This window comes from Nocardia sp. GP40, assembly GCF_050434125.1.
Lineage (GTDB): Bacteria > Actinomycetota > Actinomycetes > Mycobacteriales > Mycobacteriaceae > Nocardia > Nocardia albiluteola.
On record NZ_JBNPVW010000007.1, the window covers coordinates 356,871 to 374,238 of the forward strand.

General features: G+C 66.1%; 20 protein-coding genes and 2 pseudogenes. 12 read left to right on the forward strand and 10 right to left on the reverse strand.

The window, feature by feature from the left end; all coding sequences use genetic code 11:
* Positions 1 to 3: 3 nt before the first annotated feature.
* A complete protein-coding gene (locus ABH933_RS23435; RefSeq protein WP_429419711.1) occupies positions 4 to 360 on the reverse strand; it encodes a hypothetical protein in 357 nt (118 codons plus the stop codon).
* On the opposite strand from ABH933_RS23435, the gene ABH933_RS23440 reads away from it, so the two are divergent.
* The 4 genes from ABH933_RS23440 to ABH933_RS23455 all read left to right on the forward strand — a co-directional run bounded on the left by ABH933_RS23440 (position 361) and on the right by ABH933_RS23455 (position 4,599).
* Positions 361 to 2,052 carry an alpha-keto acid decarboxylase family protein gene (locus ABH933_RS23440; RefSeq protein ID WP_429419709.1) on the forward strand — a complete coding sequence of 564 codons (1,692 nt, stop codon included), beginning with the start codon at positions 361 to 363 and terminating at the stop codon, positions 2,050 to 2,052.
* A 28-nt stretch (positions 2,053 to 2,080) separates the two neighbouring features.
* Entirely contained in the window at positions 2,081 to 2,827 is a 747-nt protein-coding gene (locus tag ABH933_RS23445; protein ID WP_429419708.1) for an SDR family NAD(P)-dependent oxidoreductase, read from the forward strand.
* A gap of 217 nt (positions 2,828 to 3,044) precedes the next feature.
* On the forward strand, positions 3,045 to 4,430 hold the full coding sequence (locus ABH933_RS23450; protein WP_429419706.1) for a mercuric reductase: 1,386 nt from the start codon (positions 3,045 to 3,047) through the stop codon (positions 4,428 to 4,430).
* Between the two features lies 1 nt (position 4,431).
* Positions 4,432 to 4,599 (forward strand): hypothetical protein, encoded by a 168-nt coding sequence (locus tag ABH933_RS23455; RefSeq protein WP_429419704.1) that lies wholly within the window; start codon positions 4,432 to 4,434, stop codon positions 4,597 to 4,599.
* A 160-nt stretch (positions 4,600 to 4,759) separates the two neighbouring features.
* On the opposite strand, the gene ABH933_RS23460 is transcribed toward ABH933_RS23455, so the two are convergent.
* Positions 4,760 to 5,194: a winged helix-turn-helix transcriptional regulator gene (locus ABH933_RS23460; RefSeq protein WP_429419702.1), complete on the reverse strand. Its 435-nt coding sequence runs from the start codon at positions 5,192 to 5,194 to the stop codon at positions 4,760 to 4,762.
* Positions 5,195 to 5,279: 85 nt separating this feature from the next.
* Here ABH933_RS23460 and ABH933_RS23465 point away from each other — a divergent pair, with 85 nt between their 5' ends.
* On the forward strand, positions 5,280 to 5,765 hold the full coding sequence (locus tag ABH933_RS23465; RefSeq protein WP_429419700.1) for an SRPBCC family protein: 486 nt from the start codon (positions 5,280 to 5,282) through the stop codon (positions 5,763 to 5,765).
* A 407-nt stretch (positions 5,766 to 6,172) separates the two neighbouring features.
* On the opposite strand, the gene ABH933_RS23470 is transcribed toward ABH933_RS23465, so the two are convergent.
* Complete coding sequence (locus tag ABH933_RS23470; protein WP_429419698.1) at positions 6,173 to 6,571, reverse strand: VOC family protein; 399 nt, start codon at positions 6,569 to 6,571, stop codon at positions 6,173 to 6,175.
* A 105-nt stretch (positions 6,572 to 6,676) separates the two neighbouring features.
* On the opposite strand from ABH933_RS23470, the gene ABH933_RS23475 reads away from it, so the two are divergent.
* The 4 genes and pseudogenes from ABH933_RS23475 (at position 6,677) to ABH933_RS23490 (ending at position 9,620) form a co-directional block, all read left to right on the forward strand.
* Entirely contained in the window at positions 6,677 to 7,660 is a 984-nt protein-coding gene (locus ABH933_RS23475) for a helix-turn-helix transcriptional regulator (RefSeq protein WP_429419696.1), read from the forward strand.
* Positions 7,661 to 7,933: 273 nt separating this feature from the next.
* Positions 7,934 to 8,302, forward strand: coding sequence for a VOC family protein (locus tag ABH933_RS23480; protein WP_215917171.1), 369 nt, complete (start codon positions 7,934 to 7,936; stop codon positions 8,300 to 8,302).
* Positions 8,303 to 8,426: 124 nt separating this feature from the next.
* A pseudogene (locus ABH933_RS23485) lies at positions 8,427 to 8,627 on the forward strand (D-arabinono-1,4-lactone oxidase); the annotation flags it as partial.
* 120 nt (positions 8,628 to 8,747) lie between these two features.
* The gene (locus ABH933_RS23490) at positions 8,748 to 9,620 is read left to right on the forward strand and encodes a 1-aminocyclopropane-1-carboxylate deaminase/D-cysteine desulfhydrase (protein ID WP_429455093.1); all 873 of its coding nucleotides are present in this window, start codon (positions 8,748 to 8,750) and stop codon (positions 9,618 to 9,620) included.
* Positions 9,621 to 9,655: 35 nt separating this feature from the next.
* Here the strand turns inward: ABH933_RS23490 and ABH933_RS23495 are convergent, their stop codons facing one another.
* Complete coding sequence (locus ABH933_RS23495; protein WP_085997859.1) at positions 9,656 to 10,537, reverse strand: helix-turn-helix transcriptional regulator; 882 nt, start codon at positions 10,535 to 10,537, stop codon at positions 9,656 to 9,658.
* A gap of 115 nt (positions 10,538 to 10,652) precedes the next feature.
* Between ABH933_RS23495 and ABH933_RS23500 the strand changes: the two genes are divergently transcribed.
* Positions 10,653 to 11,351, forward strand: coding sequence for an SDR family NAD(P)-dependent oxidoreductase (locus tag ABH933_RS23500; protein ID WP_040829730.1), 699 nt, complete (start codon positions 10,653 to 10,655; stop codon positions 11,349 to 11,351).
* A 323-nt stretch (positions 11,352 to 11,674) separates the two neighbouring features.
* Here the strand turns inward: ABH933_RS23500 and ABH933_RS23505 are convergent.
* The 4 genes and pseudogenes from ABH933_RS23505 to ABH933_RS23520 all read right to left on the reverse strand — a co-directional run.
* A pseudogene (locus tag ABH933_RS23505) lies at positions 11,675 to 11,803 on the reverse strand (ATP-binding protein); the annotation flags it as partial.
* A gap of 30 nt (positions 11,804 to 11,833) precedes the next feature.
* Positions 11,834 to 12,205, reverse strand: coding sequence for a hypothetical protein (locus ABH933_RS23510; RefSeq protein ID WP_429419694.1), 372 nt, complete (start codon positions 12,203 to 12,205; stop codon positions 11,834 to 11,836).
* 42 nt (positions 12,206 to 12,247) lie between these two features.
* Positions 12,248 to 12,961 carry an SDR family NAD(P)-dependent oxidoreductase gene (locus ABH933_RS23515; protein ID WP_429419692.1) on the reverse strand — a complete coding sequence of 238 codons (714 nt, stop codon included), beginning with the start codon at positions 12,959 to 12,961 and terminating at the stop codon, positions 12,248 to 12,250.
* A gap of 106 nt (positions 12,962 to 13,067) precedes the next feature.
* Positions 13,068 to 13,991 carry a LysR family transcriptional regulator gene (locus ABH933_RS23520; protein WP_429419690.1) on the reverse strand — a complete coding sequence of 308 codons (924 nt, stop codon included), beginning with the start codon at positions 13,989 to 13,991 and terminating at the stop codon, positions 13,068 to 13,070.
* A gap of 117 nt (positions 13,992 to 14,108) precedes the next feature.
* Here ABH933_RS23520 and ABH933_RS23525 point away from each other — a divergent pair, with 117 nt between their 5' ends.
* Positions 14,109 to 14,411 carry a muconolactone Delta-isomerase family protein gene (locus ABH933_RS23525; protein ID WP_429419688.1) on the forward strand — a complete coding sequence of 101 codons (303 nt, stop codon included), beginning with the start codon at positions 14,109 to 14,111 and terminating at the stop codon, positions 14,409 to 14,411.
* A 195-nt stretch (positions 14,412 to 14,606) separates the two neighbouring features.
* Here ABH933_RS23525 and ABH933_RS23530 read toward each other — a convergent pair whose 3' ends face one another.
* Both ABH933_RS23530 and ABH933_RS23535 read right to left on the reverse strand, forming a co-directional pair.
* Entirely contained in the window at positions 14,607 to 15,233 is a 627-nt protein-coding gene (locus ABH933_RS23530) for an antibiotic biosynthesis monooxygenase (RefSeq protein ID WP_429419686.1), read from the reverse strand.
* 300 nt (positions 15,234 to 15,533) lie between these two features.
* Positions 15,534 to 16,253 (reverse strand): SDR family oxidoreductase, encoded by a 720-nt coding sequence (locus ABH933_RS23535; RefSeq protein ID WP_429419684.1) that lies wholly within the window; start codon positions 16,251 to 16,253, stop codon positions 15,534 to 15,536.
* A gap of 103 nt (positions 16,254 to 16,356) precedes the next feature.
* Here ABH933_RS23535 and ABH933_RS23540 point away from each other — a divergent pair, with 103 nt between their 5' ends.
* Positions 16,357 to 17,247, forward strand: a complete 891-nt coding sequence (locus ABH933_RS23540) for a LysR family transcriptional regulator (RefSeq protein ID WP_429419683.1) — start codon at positions 16,357 to 16,359, stop codon at positions 17,245 to 17,247.
* The last annotated feature ends 121 nt before the right edge of the window (positions 17,248 to 17,368 follow it).

Sequence of the window (17,368 nt, forward strand, 5' to 3'; positions counted from 1 at the left end):
AACTCACCTTGTGTTGGATATTACTCGGTCTTGCCGGGTGGCATTTTCGAAGCGCACACGTTCGGCCACCGCGCGGTAGGCGTCGCGTCCGTCGTCGAGGCCGAAAGTGCGTCCGATGGGCAGGGGCCGGAACTGTCCGTTTTCGAAGTACGGCGTGAGCAGGTCGAGCCGCTGGGCCGAGGCTGCCAGGTCGAGTTTGCGGCTGTCGACGCCATGGATCGACGGCTCGCAGCCACTGCGGCATTGCATCAGCTGCGAACAGTTGGTTGCCTTGTTGTTGCTGGCGGGTGATCCTAGTAGGTGGCAATTGCCACATTCGCCATTGTCGGTCGTGGAGGAGTACCCAACCGAGGAGAGCATATGGCAGTACAGACACGATCTCGCTCCGCACAGACGCCCACGGTCGCCGAATACGTGGTCCGCCGACTCGCGGCCCTGGGGATCGAGCACGCGTTCGGGGTGCCAGGCGACTACGCATTCTCCTTCGACGACGCGATCGAGGCCAGCCCCGACGTCAGGTGGATCGGCAACGCAAACGAACTCAACGCCGCCTATGCCGCGGACGGCTACGCGCGGGTGCGCGGCGCGGCTATCTTGTCCACCACCTACGCGGTCGGCGAGCTGAGCGCCCTCAACGGGGTGATGGGCTCCAAGGCCGAACGAGTGCCGGTTTTCCATCTCGTCGGCCTGCCCAGCACCAAACTCCAACGCGCCGGCGCGATCACCCATCACACCTTCGGCGACGGCGTATTCGGTCAGTTCGAACAGCTGTCGGCGTTCGCTGCATGCGCCTCGACAAACCTGACTCCGCAGAACGCCGTCGCAGAGATGGAGCGCGTCATCGATGCGGCCCTCGCACAGCGCAGGCCCGCCTACATCTGCCTCGCCCAGGACCTCGGCCTACTTCCGGTGAGCGGCGCCCCGGTGGCCGGGGTGCCGCTGGCGCAGGTGCCGCAGCCGGCCAGCGACCCGAGTGTGCTCGACGCGGCGATGAACGCGATCCTCAAGCGTTTCTCCGCTGCGGGCTCGCAGGTTGTGCTGCCCGCATACACGATCGCCCGATACGGCCTGCAGGCCCGATTGTCGGCGATGCTGGCCGAGACGGGACTGCGGTATGCCACCACCGTGATGGACAAGGCTGTCATCTCCGAGTCGACGCCCGGATTCCTCGGTATCTACAGTGGCGTCACCTCCGGGCCCGGAGTACGCGAGGCCGTCGAAGGCGCCGACCTCGTGCTCGACCTCGGCGGGACTGTCTTGTCCGACTTCAACACCGGAGGGTGGACCGACGAACTCGACCCGGCAAAGGTTGTCATCGTCGACACCGACCACGTCCGGATCGGCACTCAAACCTACGGCCCGGTCAGCCTGGCCGACGTCATCACCCGACTCACCACGGCCCTCCCGCACCGGGACCTCGGTCCCGTCCCCCCGCCGCGCCCTGTCGAGGTGCGCGGCGCCGTCTCCGACCACATCTCGTCCGAGACGCTGTACCCACGCCTGCAACAGTTCCTGCGCGAAGACGACATCGTGATCGCCGAAACAGGCCTATGCGTCCCCGGCGTCGCGGCGCTGCGCTTCCCCGACGGCGCCGTCTACCACAACCAGACGCTGTGGGGGTCGATCGGCTGGGCTACACCCGCCGCGTTCGGCGCCGCCCTCGCTGCCCCCGACCGACGAACCATCCTCATCACCGGCGACGGCTCCCACCAGCTCACCGCCAACGATATTGGATCAATGGGCCGCTACGGCGCCCAGCCCATCATCATCGTGCTGAACAACACCAAGTTCGGCGTCGAGGAAGTCCTCTCCGCCCAACCCGGCCACGAATTCAACGATCTTGCCGCGTGGAACTACCACCAACTCCCCGCCGCGTTCGGCTGTGACACGTGGTACACCGCCCGAGTCGCCACGGTCGGCGACCTGGACAACGCCCTGAAAAGGGCTGCAGCACACAACGATGCCAGCTACATCGAGGTGGCCCTGGGTGCAGGCGACATCCCGCCACCAGTGCCCGCCGAAGAGCTCACACGGCTCTATCACATGCACTAGATGCGCATTCGCGACAGGGAGGCGAGGAATGCCGAGTGAATTGTCCGGTGTCTCTGCGTTGGTGACCGGCGGCACAAGTGGGATCGGTCGGGCAGCAGCGATGGAACTAGCTCGGCTCGGCGCGCGTGTGGCCGTGTCCGGCCGTGATCAGCAACGCGGCAACGACGTGGTCGAGGCGATCGGCGCCGCGGGCGGGAGCGCGGAGTTCATCGCTGCGGACCTGCGCGATGCGGCGTCGGCGCGCACGCTCGCCGGACGCGCCGTCGAACAGCTCGGCCGGGTCGACGTCCTGGTCAACAACGCCGGGATCTTCCCCTACGGCCCCACCGAGCAGACCACGGAAGCAGATTTCGACGCGGTGTTCGGGCTCAATGTCAAGGTGCCGTACTTCTTGGTCGCCGAGCTGGCGCCGAGAATGGCCGAACGCGGCGGTGGCGCGATCATCAATATCACCACGATGGTCGCCGAACTCGGGACCGTCGACGAAGGCCTCTATGGTGCCAGCAAGGCGGCCCTGGTGTTGCTGACCAAGTCCTGGGCAGCCGAATACGGTCCGCGTGGGGTGCGGGTCAACGCCGTCAGCCCTGGACCGACCCGCACCGAAGGCACCGCAGAATGGGGTGAGGCCCTCGACCAACTGGCCGCACAGGGGCCGGCGGGACGTACCGGAACCCCTGAAGAGATCGCCGAAGCCATCGCTTTTCTGGCAGGCGACCGCGCCGGCTTCATACATGGCGCCGTACTACCGGTGGATGGCGGACGAACCGCCGTGTGAGCACCGGGCGGATCGCGAACCCACCGCCTTCGGTATCGAGATGCGGCTCAGCTGTCCCTATAGCCCCAGACCGACGAAACCGATTGTCGCCATACACATTTCCTTTCCCTACCGGATTTCGGTGCGATCCACCGCGTCCCAGGTGATCGCCCGGTCGCAGCCAGGTGAAGCCGACTGCCGGTGCCACATGCCGAAGACGGAACGAGGAGAAAACGCAATGGCCGACGAGGAATACGACGCGATCGTGATCGGAACTAGCCAGGGCGGCCGGTTCCTTCCCGTCGAGCTGGCCGCGGCGAACCGGAAAGTGGCGCTCGTCGAGCGCGGTCAATTCGGCGGCGTCTGCGTCAATTCCGGTTGCACCCCGACCAAGACGATGGTCGCCAGCGCGCGCGTGGCCTACCAGGCTCGGCGCGCCGGCGAGTACGGCGTGCACATCGACGCGGTGTCGGTGGATCTGGCCGCGGTGCGCGAACGCAAACGAGCCATGGTCGCCGGCGCGCGGCAGAACTATGCGAGCCGCCTGACACCGCAAGGACCCGAGGTGATCATGGGCGAGGCGCATTTCACCGCACCCGGGACAATCGAGATCGCCCTGTCCGACGGCGGAACACGGCAACTCCGCGCGCCGGTCGTCGTGGTGGACACCGGCACCCGGCCCCGACCGCTCACCATCCCCGGCGCGAACGAGGTGCCCGTGCTCGACTCCACATCGATCATGGAGCTGGACGAGCTCCCGGAACATCTGATCATCCTCGGCGGAGGCTATATCGGACTGGAATTCGGGCAGATGTTCCGGCGATTCGGCAGCGAGGTCACCATCGTCCAGCGGGCGGATCGACTGCTGACGATCGAGGACGAGGACGTCTCCGACGAAGTCGCCACAATCCTGCGCGAAGACGGCATCACCGTCTCGACCTCCTCGACACCGGTACAGGTCGAGCAGACCTCCCGGGGCGTTCGACTGACCGTTCGCACAGCGGACGGTCAACGACAGATCGACGGCTCACACCTGCTCGCGGCAATCGGCCGAATACCGAACACCGAAGCGCTCGCCGCTGAAGCAGCCGGCATCCGGCTCGACGATCGCGGCTTCATCGAGGTAGACGAGTACCTGCAGACCAGTGCTCCCGGCATCTACGCGATGGGCGATGTCACCGGCCCCCCGGCCTTCACCCACTCGTCCTACGACGACTACCGCATCCTGCACGCCAACCTCATCGAGAACGAAAAGGCAAGCACGCGAGACCGTCTCGTCCCGTACACGGTGTTCATCGACCCCCAGCTCGGCCGCGTCGGCATGACCGAACGCGAAGCCAGAACACATGGGCGCGCGATCCGCGTCGCGAAGCTCCCGATGAACGCCGTCATCCGAGCCATCGAGACCGGAGAGACCCGCGGCTTCATGAAGGTCCTCGTCGACGCGGACGACGGACAGATCCTGGGCTGCGCAATCCTCGGCAGCGAGGGAGGCGAGGTCATGACCGCGATCCAGGTCGCCATGCTGGGCAAACTCACGCACACCGCCATGGCCCACGCGATCTTCACCCACCCGCTCCTGGCCGAAGGCCTCAACACCCTCTTCGCGACATTCGACACCTGACGTGCGGCGCGGAGCAACCGATCGGTGGGCAACACTGCGCCACTCGGACATCACGTTTCCCGGTGAGTCGGGCGAATACTGGCGCGCACGCAACGAACTGCTGGATGCCGAAGACGAGCTTCGCCGGCTGAACGAAAAAGTCGCCGCCTACATGGCCTCGGGCACATGACATTTCCACCACGCACTACTTTGCCGAGGATCGGATACTGTGCTGGTCCTCTGCGCCGCTGGCCGGAGGAGTTGCCAGCCCCGCAGGTGCAGATGCTTCGACCGCTTGACGTCACCCGCAAGATCGTGGTCCTGCATGACCCGGAACTTCGCAGGGCGACTCAGGCTTTCCGCACCGGGCTGTCCCGGGACTGCGCCTGCGTCTGGTCGTAACGCTGCCGTGCGGCCGCGACCTGTGGCGAGAATTCGATAATCGTGGACAACAACTCGCCGAGTGAGTCGAGGACCGCCACGCCTGTCGGGGTGAGGCTGTATTCCACGTGAGATGGAATGGAGCGCACCAGGTTCCGATCCACCACCCCGTCACGCTCGAGCATCTTCAGTGTCTGCGACAACCTGCGCTCGCTGACCCCGCCCACGGCGCGTTTGAGTTCGTTGTATCGCAGCGTGTCATCGCGCAGCGCGATCAGGATCAGCAGCGACCAGGTGTTGGCGATGGTGTCGAATGCCTCCCGCACCTCGCCCGCCCGCTCGAGTACCTCGTTGACCGACACCCGGTATCCCGGCCGTTGCTGGTCACCTGTGGCTTCTCCCATCGGCCAACCATACATCTTGCCTGTACACTCATAACGTATGTACTCTCGTTTTGAGAGCACAATTCCCTTCCGAGGAGGTTCCGACATGACAACCGAGTTCAACGACTGGACCGTGGGCGACAACAACACCGTCACCTTCAACGCCCCCGCCGGCTTCGTCTTCGATCTCGTCACCCAGGCCCGCTTCTGGCCCGAATGGCACGTCGCCAGCCACGACGTCGGCGGCGTCACCGAACGCCCCTACCGCGTCGGCGATGTGATCTACGAACACGGCCGCCTCGAGGACGGCAGCGAACAGCACCTCTACTGGCGCGTCGTCGACCAGGAGTACGCCAAGTCCTCCCTCATCGTCGACCGCGACCTCGGCGCTGGCCTGCAGTACCTGCTCACCGAGGACGACGGCACCACCACCTTCACCCGCCGCACCCTCTACAGCCCCGACTCCCCCTTCACCCCCGCCCAGCGCGCCATCGTCGCCGAAGCCAGCGCCGAAAGCGTCCGCGGCCTGCACCGCCACATCAGCGCCCTACTGGACAAAGAACACAGCAGCATCCCGCCGGTCTCCGCGTAGAACGAAACTCCACAGGACGGCCGGCGGACTGTCCACAGCCATCGCGTCCGTCCGCTGGCCGACAGCGTTTCCGCCACGTCTGCCGGACGCACTGAAATGCCGCCTATCGAGCGGTTTTCGGCCGTTCACAGCCTTCGCAGCAGATTCCAGCCAGGGCTTCTGAGACATCGGGTGCCCGCCGAACGACAGGCAGCCACCAACAGGGGCGACGGATGCAGACAAACGGGCATCAATCAGCTTCTGATAGTCGCATCAACCGTCAATCAGCGTTCCCGGCGAAATCGCTGACCCGCACAGGCCCCACCCCAATAGCGCCCCGGCGGGGGGCACTGTGAACACGGGAACGGATTCCCAGGGTATCGGTCACTGTGTAACTATCGACTGACCGTGCCGGGTGGGCGGTGGCGTCAAACGGCGAATTTTGCGACGGCTTGCGCGGTGACCGGGGTGAAGAGGTTGATCAGGTTGCCGTCCGGATCGCGGAACAGCAACGACCGGTTCCCCCACGGCATCGTCGTGGGCTCGTTGACGAAATCGGTGACCGTATCCCGCAACCGCCGGTAATCGGCGTCGACGTCGGGGACCAGGAATTCGATGATCGCGGTGTGGTTGTCGGCCGGGCGTGCGCTGCCTTCCGCGAACAGCGCCACGGTGCGGGTGCTGCCGATCGCGAGGGTGCCGGCAGGTGTGACGATTTCGGCGAAATCCGGTGTAGCCCAGGTTGCTTCGATGCCGGTCACGTGCTGATAGAAACCGGCCAGCCGTTGAATGTCGTCGGTGATCAGACGGATCGAGACGAGTTTCATAGCGTGCTCCTACTTCTCGGATGAGGCGGAGGTTCCGCCATCGCAGACCACGGTAGAGTCGATACCGGACAGTTTCCGCCCGGTATAGATGCGAGAATTTCCGAGATGACGCGCCCCACTGCCCGAGTGCTGGCCCTGCTCGAGCTGTTGCAGGCCGGCGGCACCCATACCGTCGGCGAACTCGCCCGGCGGCTCGGCGTCGATGAACGCACCGTCAGGCGATACGTCACCCACCTCACCGACCTGGATATCCCGATCCGATCGGTGCGGGGCCGCTACGGCGGCTACCGGCTCGCCCCCGGATACCGCATGCCACCGCTGATGCTGACCGACGACGAAGCGGTGGCCGTATTGCTCGGACTCCTCACCAGCCGGTCGACAACTGCCACCTTCGCGGCCGACAGCGCGACGGCCAAACTCCGCCGCGTCCTGCCCGCACGTCTGACCGCCCGCCTGGACGCACTGATCAACACCGCCGAATTCACCGCCGACGCCCGCCCGGACGTCGCTGTCGAGAGCTCCGTCCTGCTCCTGCTCGCCGAAGCGACCCGCGAACACCGACCGGTCGCAATCGATTACACCGACCGCAACGGGCGGCCCAGTGAGCGCATCGTGCACCCGTACGGGCTCGTCGAGCACTCCGGCCGCTGGTACCTGACGGGACAGGACAGCACCAGTCACGAACTACGCCAGTTCCGGCTCGACCGCATCACCGCGGTGACCACACGGCCCGGAACATTCACTCCGCCCGCCGGATTCGAGCCGGCCGCACATCTGCTGTCCGCACTTGCCACGGCACCCTATCGGCACGATGTGTCGGTCCGAGTTCAGGGAACGCTCACCGAGATCCGCCCGCTGCTGCCCGCCGCGATCGCGACCGTGCACGAGATCGACCCGTCGCACGCTGACACCGGCCCGTGGGTCCGCGTCCGAATCCGGGCCGTACAACTCGACTGGATTCCGCCCCTTCTCGCCGGCCTGAACCGCCCGTTCGTCATCGAGCACCCCGACATCCTCAACGACGGCGTCCGCGCCCTGGCTCGCCGACTTACCGCGGCCGCCGACGGCCGATACCCAACGCGCGGGTAGACCCCGCCGATCAGCGAGAATCTGTGGTCACGGCGCGAGGCGAGGCCGGGCGGGTCGGGCTCAGGGCTGCTTCGAACACCTGATTCGTACAAACGAAACCCACTCCCCCAGCTGGACAATGAGCGGAGCCCAAGCCGAAACCCGGCTGCATCGGCGAACCGCTTGCGGCCGTCGCCGATCTCGGGCGCGGGCCGATGTCGCGTTTTTGCAATCGCGTGCGGTGTCGGTGTTGCAGGCTGGCGGACAGTAATTTTGTTGCGGAGAGGAAACACCATGGCGGTTGCCACGTTGAAGATGCTCACTCTGGACAGTGCCGACGCGCGGCGAGACGCGGAGTTCTGGGCGGCGGCGCTCGGTTGGAAGATCGCACACGCGCAGGACGAGTACGCCATGCTCACCGGTCCGGATCACGCACTCGGGTTCGGCACGATCCCGGACTATCAGGCGCCGGCCTGGCCGAACGAGAATGGCACCAAGCAGTTCCATCTGGATTTGGCGGTCGAAGACCTCGAGATGGCCAGTGAGCAACTGGTCGAACTGGGCGCTACGGTGCCGGAGTTTCAGCCCGGTGAGAGCTGGCGGGTGCTGCTCGATCCGAGCGGCCACCCGTTCTGCCTCACCCTCGCTGCAAACTGGAGCTAGCTGGCTACATCGGCGAACTTCATAGCCGTCGGCGCGGATTCCGCCACGGGGTCACTGTGTAAATATTGACTGGTCGAGCTCGACGGCCTGAGTGCCAGCATCCCCCGAGTTCGAGCGGATGGCTTGGGAGCCGTATTTCCGTGCCGTGGAACAGATCCTGCGCGGGGTCGGCGGGCGGCCGCACTGGGGCAAACGGCACTTCCGCTCCGCCGCCGACCTGGCCCCGGAGTACCCTGACTGGGATCGGTTCGCCGCGGTCCGGGACCGGCTGGATCCGGGCCGCCGCTTCACCAACGCCTACGTCGCGCGTGTACTGGGGGATTGAGCATGCCTCTGCTGTACGACCGTTTCCCCGAGCTCCGCGATACCGTGCCGCACCTGTCGCTGGGCGCGGCACCGACCCCTCTGCGCCCGCTGCCACCGTTTTCCCGGCACCGAGACCGAGATCTGGCTCGCGGACGAGGGCTCCTTCGGTGACGGTGGCTGGGGTGGCAACAAGGTCCGCAAACTGGAGTGGTTACTGCCCGACGTCGTCCGCCGAGGCCGGCGCACCATCCTCACGGTCGGCGGGCTGGGTACCAACTGGGGGCTGGCCACCGCGCTCTACGCGCGCGAGCAGGGGCTCGCCACCGTGCTGGCCCTGGTCGACCAACCGGTGGACGAGCATGTGCGCGCCCAGCTCGAGCGCATCCGGAACTCCGGCGCCACCGTGTACTTCACGCACACCGTGGCGCGCACCGCACTCACCGTGCCGTGGCTGCTGGCCCGGCACCGCACCGGGTCGATCCCGCCGTATCTGCTGCCTGCCGGTGGGTCGTCGCCGCTGGGCCTGCTCGGCTACGTCGAGGTCGGGCTGGAACTCGCGGCCCAGGTAGCAGCCGGTGTCATGCCCGAACCGACACATGTCGTCACCGCCGTCGGCTCCGGCGGCACGGCCGCCGGGCTGGCGCTGGGGCTCACCCTCGCCGGACTGCGCACCCGGGTGGTGGGCGTCGTGGTCAACGACAAGCTCCGGCTCAACCTGCACGGCCTGCTGCGTACGGCAGGGCGTACCGAACGGCTGCTGCGGGCCCGCGGCGCGCATCTACCGAACGTGACACTGACCGCAGATCGGCTGTTGCTGGTGCGTGACCAGCTCGGTCCCGGCTACGGCCATGCGACCGACTCCGGCCGAGCCGCACAGATATCAGCCCGCGAGAACGCCGGACTACACCTCGAACCCGTCTACACCGCCAAAGCGATGGCCGCGATCCTGGATCCGCGGCGGGGATTCGATGCCGGACCCATCGTCTATCTGCACACCGACGGCACTCGGTGATCACACGGGGCCGCGGCTCGAAACGAGCTCCGGACTCACCGGGGGAATTCACCCTGTCTCGGCGGGTGCGTTCCGAGGACGGTGGTGAGCTGGAGATTGGTCTCGTCGTCACTGCCGGGTACGGCGGTCATGATCACGATCTTGAGCTCGGAATCGCCGTCGGTCAGCACGTCACAGTCCACCGTGACCGGACCCACCGACGGATGCCGGACGGTCTTGCGAACCTCGCGATTGGCAGCCACCTCTCCTGTCGCCCATTGTTCTGCGAACCTGGCGTTGCCCGCATTCAGATCTGCGATCAGCGCGGCAAGGCGGCGGTCCTGAGGGAATCGGGCGGTGGCGCGGCGCAGATCGGAAACGAGAGCGAGGTCGGTGGTGTCCGGGTCGGTTTCGGTCACCGGCCACAGCGCCAGATAGGTGTGATCGTCGTTCACTGGGAACCGGTCGCGGGCAAAATTGCGCAAGGGCGGCGGAATCTCGGAGGGGTCGCCCAGCAGAGCGGCCCACCCACGGTTCCACCACACCATTTGCCAGTCAGCCGCGAACACCGCCACCGGCACGTCCCCGAGACGGACAAGCACCCGCTGCACGCCAGGCGGAACATGGTCGGAAATCATCTCGTCCGCCGGCGGCACGAGCCGTGCCAGGCGGAACAGATGGTCCCGCTCGATCGTGGACAATTGCAGAGAACGCGCCAAAGACGCCACCACCGACGCCGAGGGTGTCGTCGCCCGCCCCTGCTCCAGGCGCACAATGTAATCGACCGAAACTCCGGCCAAGTCAGCGAGTTCTTCCCGCCGCAGTCCGGTCGCCCGGCGCCCGCGGACGACCGGCAACCCGGCTGCCGACGGGGGCAGCCGATCCCGCCACGCGCGAATGGTCGCGCCCAGTCCAGCGCTGGGGGGTGTCGTCGACATGTTGTTCATTCTCCTGCATCTCCGATCAGGTGCTGGGCCGCGAGGGTGGTATTGGTCTTCCTACCGTCGAAGCGTCCCTGGCCCGACTCCCCCGGGCGAGGCAACCATCGAACCCATGACCATCACCCTTATCACCGGAGCCAATAGAGGCATCGGCGGCGAGACCGCCCGCCGCCTGATCGCCTGCGGCCACACCGTTCTCCTGGGAGCGCGCAACCGCGAACAGGGCGAATCCGCAGCCGCGACACTCGGCGCACGCTATGTCCCCATCGACGTGACCGACGGCATCTCGGTAGCCGCTGCGGCAGCGAACATTGCCGAGCACGAGGGCAGAATCGACGTCCTGATCAACAACGCCGGTGTGCAAGGTCCCTTCGGAGATCCCAGCCATCTCACCGCTGGGGACGCCCTCGCCGTCCTCGACGTCAACCTCCTCGGTGTGATCCGTACCACCACCGCATTCCTGCCACTGCTGCGCCGCTCCGACGATCCCGTCATCATCAATGTCAGCAGCGGCATGGGCTCCCTCGCCATCACCCACGACCCCCACCGTTCCGAGTCACAGGTCATCGCGCCGCTGTACGCCTGCTCGAAAGCAGCACTGACGATGCTGACCACCCAGTACGCCAAAGGACTCGACGGCATCCGCATCAACGCCGCCGACCCCGGCTACACCGCCACCGACATAAACGGTCACACCGGAACCCAAACCCTCACCGAAGGCACCGACGCCATCGTGGCACTCGCCACCGAGGGCCCCGGGGCCGGCACCGGACGATTCGTCTCCCGCCACGGCGAGATCACCTGGTCCTGAAAACCACCCCCGGCAAATCAGCAGTCTCGAAGAACAGCGGGTGCCGCCCGCCGGGCAGTTGCGCAGCAGGGCGTCCAGGGCGTCGACGGCACGTGACCACGAGAGGTCGATGGAGCGGGAATGGTGGCCGAATCGGGACTGTCAATCCGAGCTCGAGATTTATCCTGGCCGGTTGCAGCGTCAACCCCGGATGATCTTGCGGGCAGCCCTTGGTCGATGATTCCTGTTGCGATACATGGAATGTCGAACCAAGGGCTGCCGGGGTGTGTCCGATCGCGGGCCGTGTGCTGATCGTGGCTGATGATCGGGCCGTTGGTCAATTCGAGCTCGTAGGCCGCTGATTGCAGCCGGTCCATCGCCGATTGGGCCAGGAGCGGGTCGGCCATCATGGTCAGGATCTCCGAGGGTTCCCGGTTGCTGGTGATCACCGTGGAGGCTTTGCGGTGGCGCTGACGCTGTTGACGACGCGCCTTGCCGTCCGGTCAATTCAGGCGCGATACCTGGTATGTGGTGATGTACCAGCCGGTGTCGAGGTGGCCGAGGGTGATGCCGAGGTTGACGTCGAGGGCTGGGCGGTCGGCGAAGGAAAAGACGACGGCGAGGTAGGCGTAGATGAGGTTGTCGGCTTGGCGGCGCGATTCCAGGATTCGGTAGTCGGCTTTCAGGCCTTCGGGTTGAGATTGGTAGTAGGCGGCGATGCCGGCGCGGCCGACGGTGTAGGGGTGTAGGCCCTGGAAGATGGCGTCCTCGGTGAAGGTCGCCGCCACTCGACTCGAGTCGTGATCGTCAACGGCGGATTTCCATTCATCGAGAACGGTCCGCAGAATCGAGTCGGTTTCCGGTGCGATGGGCATGGCTGGTCTCCTGAATTCGATTGGCGGATAAGCGGGATCGGGTTAGTGTCCGGCGCTCATACCGCCGTCGACGTGCAGGATTTCGCCGGTGACGAACGGGGCGTTCTCCAGGTAGACGACGGCGTCGGTGATGTCTCGGATCTCGCCCATACGGCCCATCGGATGCAGGGCGGCGAGGAATTCGTGCGTCGACTCGTCGTGCATGGGGGTGTTGATCGTGCCGGGCGAGACGGCGTTGACGCGGATACCTCTGGTGGCGTACTCGATGGCCAGGGATTTGGTGGCCGATTGCAGGCCGCCCTTGGTGAGTGATGCCAATACCGATGGGACATTGGCGTTGGCGTTGTCGACCAGGCTGGTGGTGACATTCACGATGTGACCACCGCCGCGGGGCAGCATGGATTCGATCGCCTGTTGGGTGATGTGGAAGAACCCGGCCAGATTCACGCCCGTCACGTCGGTGTAGTCGGCGGGGGTGTAGTCGGTGAACGCTTTGGCGACGAAGACGCCCGCGTTATTGACGAGGGTGTCGACCCGGCCGAACCGCTTCAGCGCGGCGTCGATGACGCGGCCTGCGGTGTCGGCTTCGGCGATATCCCCACGGACGGTGAGCAGATCGGGCTCATCGGAGGTGGTGATCGACCGGGATGTCGCAACGACTGCGTAGCCTAGCTTGCGGTAGGCATCGACGAGACCTTCGCCAATGCCCTGCGACGCACCAGTAACAACAGCGACCTTCTGGTCGTGGGAGTTCATCGCGAACCTTTCTTTCGGACACACCGCTTGGTGATGCACTCATGATGTGCCCGTGAGCGATGCGGCCGCCACGACCAGCTTCCTTCCCTGTGATAGACGCAGCCTCTCAGTCTGGGGGTCGGCGGTGCGGGTCGTCGCCGGGCAACCAAGCATCGGGCCCATGAATACCGAGATCCCCGACGCCGTCACACAGCGCCTCGACCACCGCCAGCACGGCGGCCCGATCCTCGTTCGCGCGGCGAACCAGCGACCACGTCCAATACACCGCCGGTGAGACGATCTCGCGTCGGACCAGATCCGCCGGAATGGGTGCGGCCATATCTTTCGGGGATCGCACAATGGGCCGCGCGCTGCGCCGGACGTGATCGAAGAACGCGGGTCCGGTGATGCCACCGTCGCTGATCCGCACCGTCCGTCCGCCGGTGTCACGAGCCAACTGCTCGGCGTAGACGTTCCAGGACAACCAGGATGTGGTGTCATCGTCGAGCAGCACAATGGCTTCCGCTGCGGGCACCGCGTCGCTCCGGTGCCCGGACGCGACCGCGTGCAACCGATCAGCACCGATCAGCCGCGCAGCTAGACCCCACCCCGCCAGGTCTTGGGACCGCACCCAGCACACGGCGAGGTCGAGGCTGCCGTCGGCGACCCGCGCTGCCTGGGTGTGCGAGGGCGCCACCCAGGCGTCGAGATGTATCTGTGCCACCGCGGTGGTGCGCGCGGTCAGATCCGGTGGCAGCCAGCTGACATATCCCAATCGGACCTTCTCGGCTCCGGCCAACCGCCGTGCATTCAGCTGCAAGTCCTGCGCGCGGGTAAGCAGGGCGTGCACCTCGGGCAGCAGGGCCGCGGCGGCCGGTGTGAGCGTCACCGATCGGCGGTTGCGGTCGAACAGCCGCACCCCCAGATCACGCTCGAGCGCTTTGATCTGCTGCGACAGCGACGGACCCGCGATCAGCAGCTGTGCGGCGGCCCGGCCGAAGTTCAGCTCCTCTGCGACCGCGACGAAATACCTGAGCTGACGTAATTCCACCCGCCGATGGTACGTCGGTCGGAGGCTGCACCTAACACAGCGGAGGTAGCTGGTCGTGGTGTAGGTGCCGGTCGAGGGGACATGATGAACGCACCCGCCCGTGAATGGAGATGAGCCATGCAAGAGTTTCTGGTCGAGATCATCACCACCGTGCCCGCCCGCACCGCCTCAGCCGAGGTTGATCGTCGGCGTGCGGCCGAGGCCGTTCGCGCACGAGAGCTGGCCGCAACCGGCCACCTCGCACGGCTGTGGCGGCCAGTCGGTGAGCTGCGCAGCATCGGCATCTGGCGCGCCGCCGACCGCACCGAGCTGGACGAGAAGGTACTGGCAACGCTCCCGCTTCGAGAGTGGATGACAGTGAAAGTCACCCCACTCGAACCGCACCCGAACGACCCCGGCCAGCAACAACACCTGTCGTGATCTGCTATCGCCGGAACGAAAGCCGCTGAGCTGCAATAACTCCCTGCAATCGGACGCTCCTGATGGTGGCTCCCCCAGAGAAGCAACGACCTGCGCACTCCGTGTCATCCTCCTCGTGGCCGCCAGACAAGACCCGAGGACTCTGGCGGCCGACCCTTCTCTGAACAAGCCGTTGGTCGCGGCGCCATCCGCCCCTCAGACCAGTTCGGGGACGCGCAGATGGGCGAGCGCGATCTCGAAATCGCCGACTTCGAGCACGTTGACACCAGTTTGGCGGGTATCTTCGCGGCGTAGGGCCTCGAGTTGTTCGCGGTTGCGTTCGATCGCGTCGGAGCTGTCGAACGTCTCGCATGCGACGCCGCGTCCGGTTGCCCGGTCGATCAGCAGGCTCGTGCTGCAGAACCCCGGCATCTGTTCCAGCTGCGACGCCGCCATGGACTTGTAGGTCTCGACCGCTGCGTCGAACCGGCCCAGATCGTCGGCCTTGGCCCAAGTGACCTGGGCACATGCACCCTCGCGTATGCGATGGTCGCGGTGCATGGCCCCGACCTCCCACTGCTCGACCCGCGCCGAATCGGCACCGAACAGCTGGACGGCGCGGTCACGGAGCGAGTGCACCTGATCGGCGCTCTTGCGCATCGCCTCTTCGGACTCCCACGATGTCGTCGCGATGCAGCGACCGGACGCCCGGTCGACCAGCAACGACATCCCGATACAGCCGGACATGTCCTCCAGGGCCGGCATCACCTTGTCGCGCATATGCGCGATCCCGGCGTCTATCGCGGAGGGCTTCGCTTGAATTGTCGTAGAACGTGCGTACACGATCCACTCCCTCTGTGCTCGGGGCAGCGCCTCGGTGGCGCCACCGATGCTCCCCACACTGCTCCGGCGCCACGGCCCAAGCAATAGCTACGAAATAACCGATAACGATCCCGCCAAAAGCGCCCCTAATGCGCCTGAGGGCCTCCCCAGCCGACCGACTTCCGGCACAACAAGTCTCGTTGGACGGGCACCGCCCCTGGAAGACACTGGGGCGCTGCCTATTCGGACGGGAACGGGGTCCCGGGCCGGTGGCCCTGCTCCAGGCGATGGGCGGCCACGTCCCGACGAGATGCCTGTTGTTCAGGTGAGTATTGCGCCGCCGTCGAGGGTCAGCACACTGCCGGTGGCGTGGGCCTGGGTGAGCAGGAACAGGTACGCCTCAGCGATGTCGTCGACCTCGCCGACGCGGTGCAGCGGGGTGGTGGCGGCGGTGCCGTCGTAGAGCTGCTGGCGTGCCTCGGCGGGAAGGGAATCCCACAGGGGTGAGCGGACGACGCCGGGCATGACCGCGTTGACCCTGATCGGTGCGAGCTCGATGGCCAGGGCCCGTGTCAGCGCCTCGATGGCGCCGCAGACACTGGAGGCGATCGCGGATCCCGGCATGGGGCGCGGACCCGCAGTGCCAGTGGTCAGGGTGATGGAGCCGCCCGACCGCAACCGGGGCGCGGCGGCCTGGACCGCGGTGAGCGCACCGAAGTAGCGGAGTTCGAAGAACTTTCGCGCATCCGCAGGGTTCAGCTCAGCCAGCGGGGACAGCAGCAGCGCGTCACCGGCGGTGTAGATCACATGGTCGAGGACGGCGATCTCATCGAACAGTTCGCGTACTCGGTTGCTGTCGGCGAGGTCGGCGACGAGGCCGGTGGTACCAGCGGGCAGGGTGGCTAGCGCCTGATCGACGTTGCTGCGCCGGCTGGACACGACGGTGACGGTTGCCCCCCGCTTCGCCGCGGCCGTGGCGACGGCCAACCCGATACCTGAAGTGCCACCCAGTACGGCGACGTGTTGTCCGGACAATCCCATCGGCTCTTTCCTCCTTGTTCGGGAATCTGCCCTTCCACTTTCGGTTCCGGTGACCGTTGCCGTCCAAGACCTATCGCCGCCGCTGTAATACCCTGAAGGCATCATGTCCGATGTCGATCTCCGCAAGCTGCGTTACTTCGTCGCCGTGGCCGAAGAACTGCATTACGGCCGGGCCGCGCAGCGGCTGTATATCGCGCAGCCAGTGCTGTCGCGGCAGATCCGAGCGTTGGAAGACGAACTCGGCGCGCAACTGTTCATGCGCAACCGGCGCTCGACGGCACTCACACCCGCCGGCGAACAGCTACTGGCCGATGCCCGCCCACTGCTCGCCGGCGCACAAGCGTTGCGCCGACGGGTGATTCGCGCGGCGCACGGCACCGATGCGTTCACCGTCGGTTTCATGCCCGGCCTGATCGTGACCGCCCCGGTGCGTGCCCTGGCCGAGCGGTACCCGGAACTCACCCTCGAGTTGGTGCGCACCACCTGGGACGACCAGACAGCAGTCGTGCGCGACGGCCGGGTCGATGTCAGCTTCGTCCGCCTCCCCGTCGACCCGCACGGCCTGCACCTGCAGCACCTGTACACCGAACCGCGGGTCGTGGTGCTGGCCACCAACCACCCTCTCGCGGAAAAACATTCGGTGTTCGTCGCCGACCTCGCCGACGAACACCTGCTACAGGATCCCGACCTCGCCCCTGAGTGGCGCGACATCGCCACCGAGCTGCGCGCCACACGTCCCCCGATCCCGGCCTTCCGCAGCGTCGAGGAAAAACTCGAACACGTCGCCGCCGGTCGCGGCATCATCTTCTTGCCACTGTCGGTGGCGACCTTCTACACCCGCCCGGACATCACCTACCTCGAGGTGCCCGACATCGCACCCAACCAGGTGAGTCTCGCCCGGGCCGCGGAGCGAACCAGCCCGCTGATCGACGAATTCACCGAACTCGCCACAACACTCAGCACCGAACATGTAAACGGCAGCCTCACGTCGTGAAGTCGACACATGCAGTGGTCCGAACCGCCCGGATCCCCCGAATGGGTACCGCCGTGAGCGATTTCACAGGCGTATAGGGTCGCGAACCTCACGTCGACGCGGACGACGACCTACGAAGGGA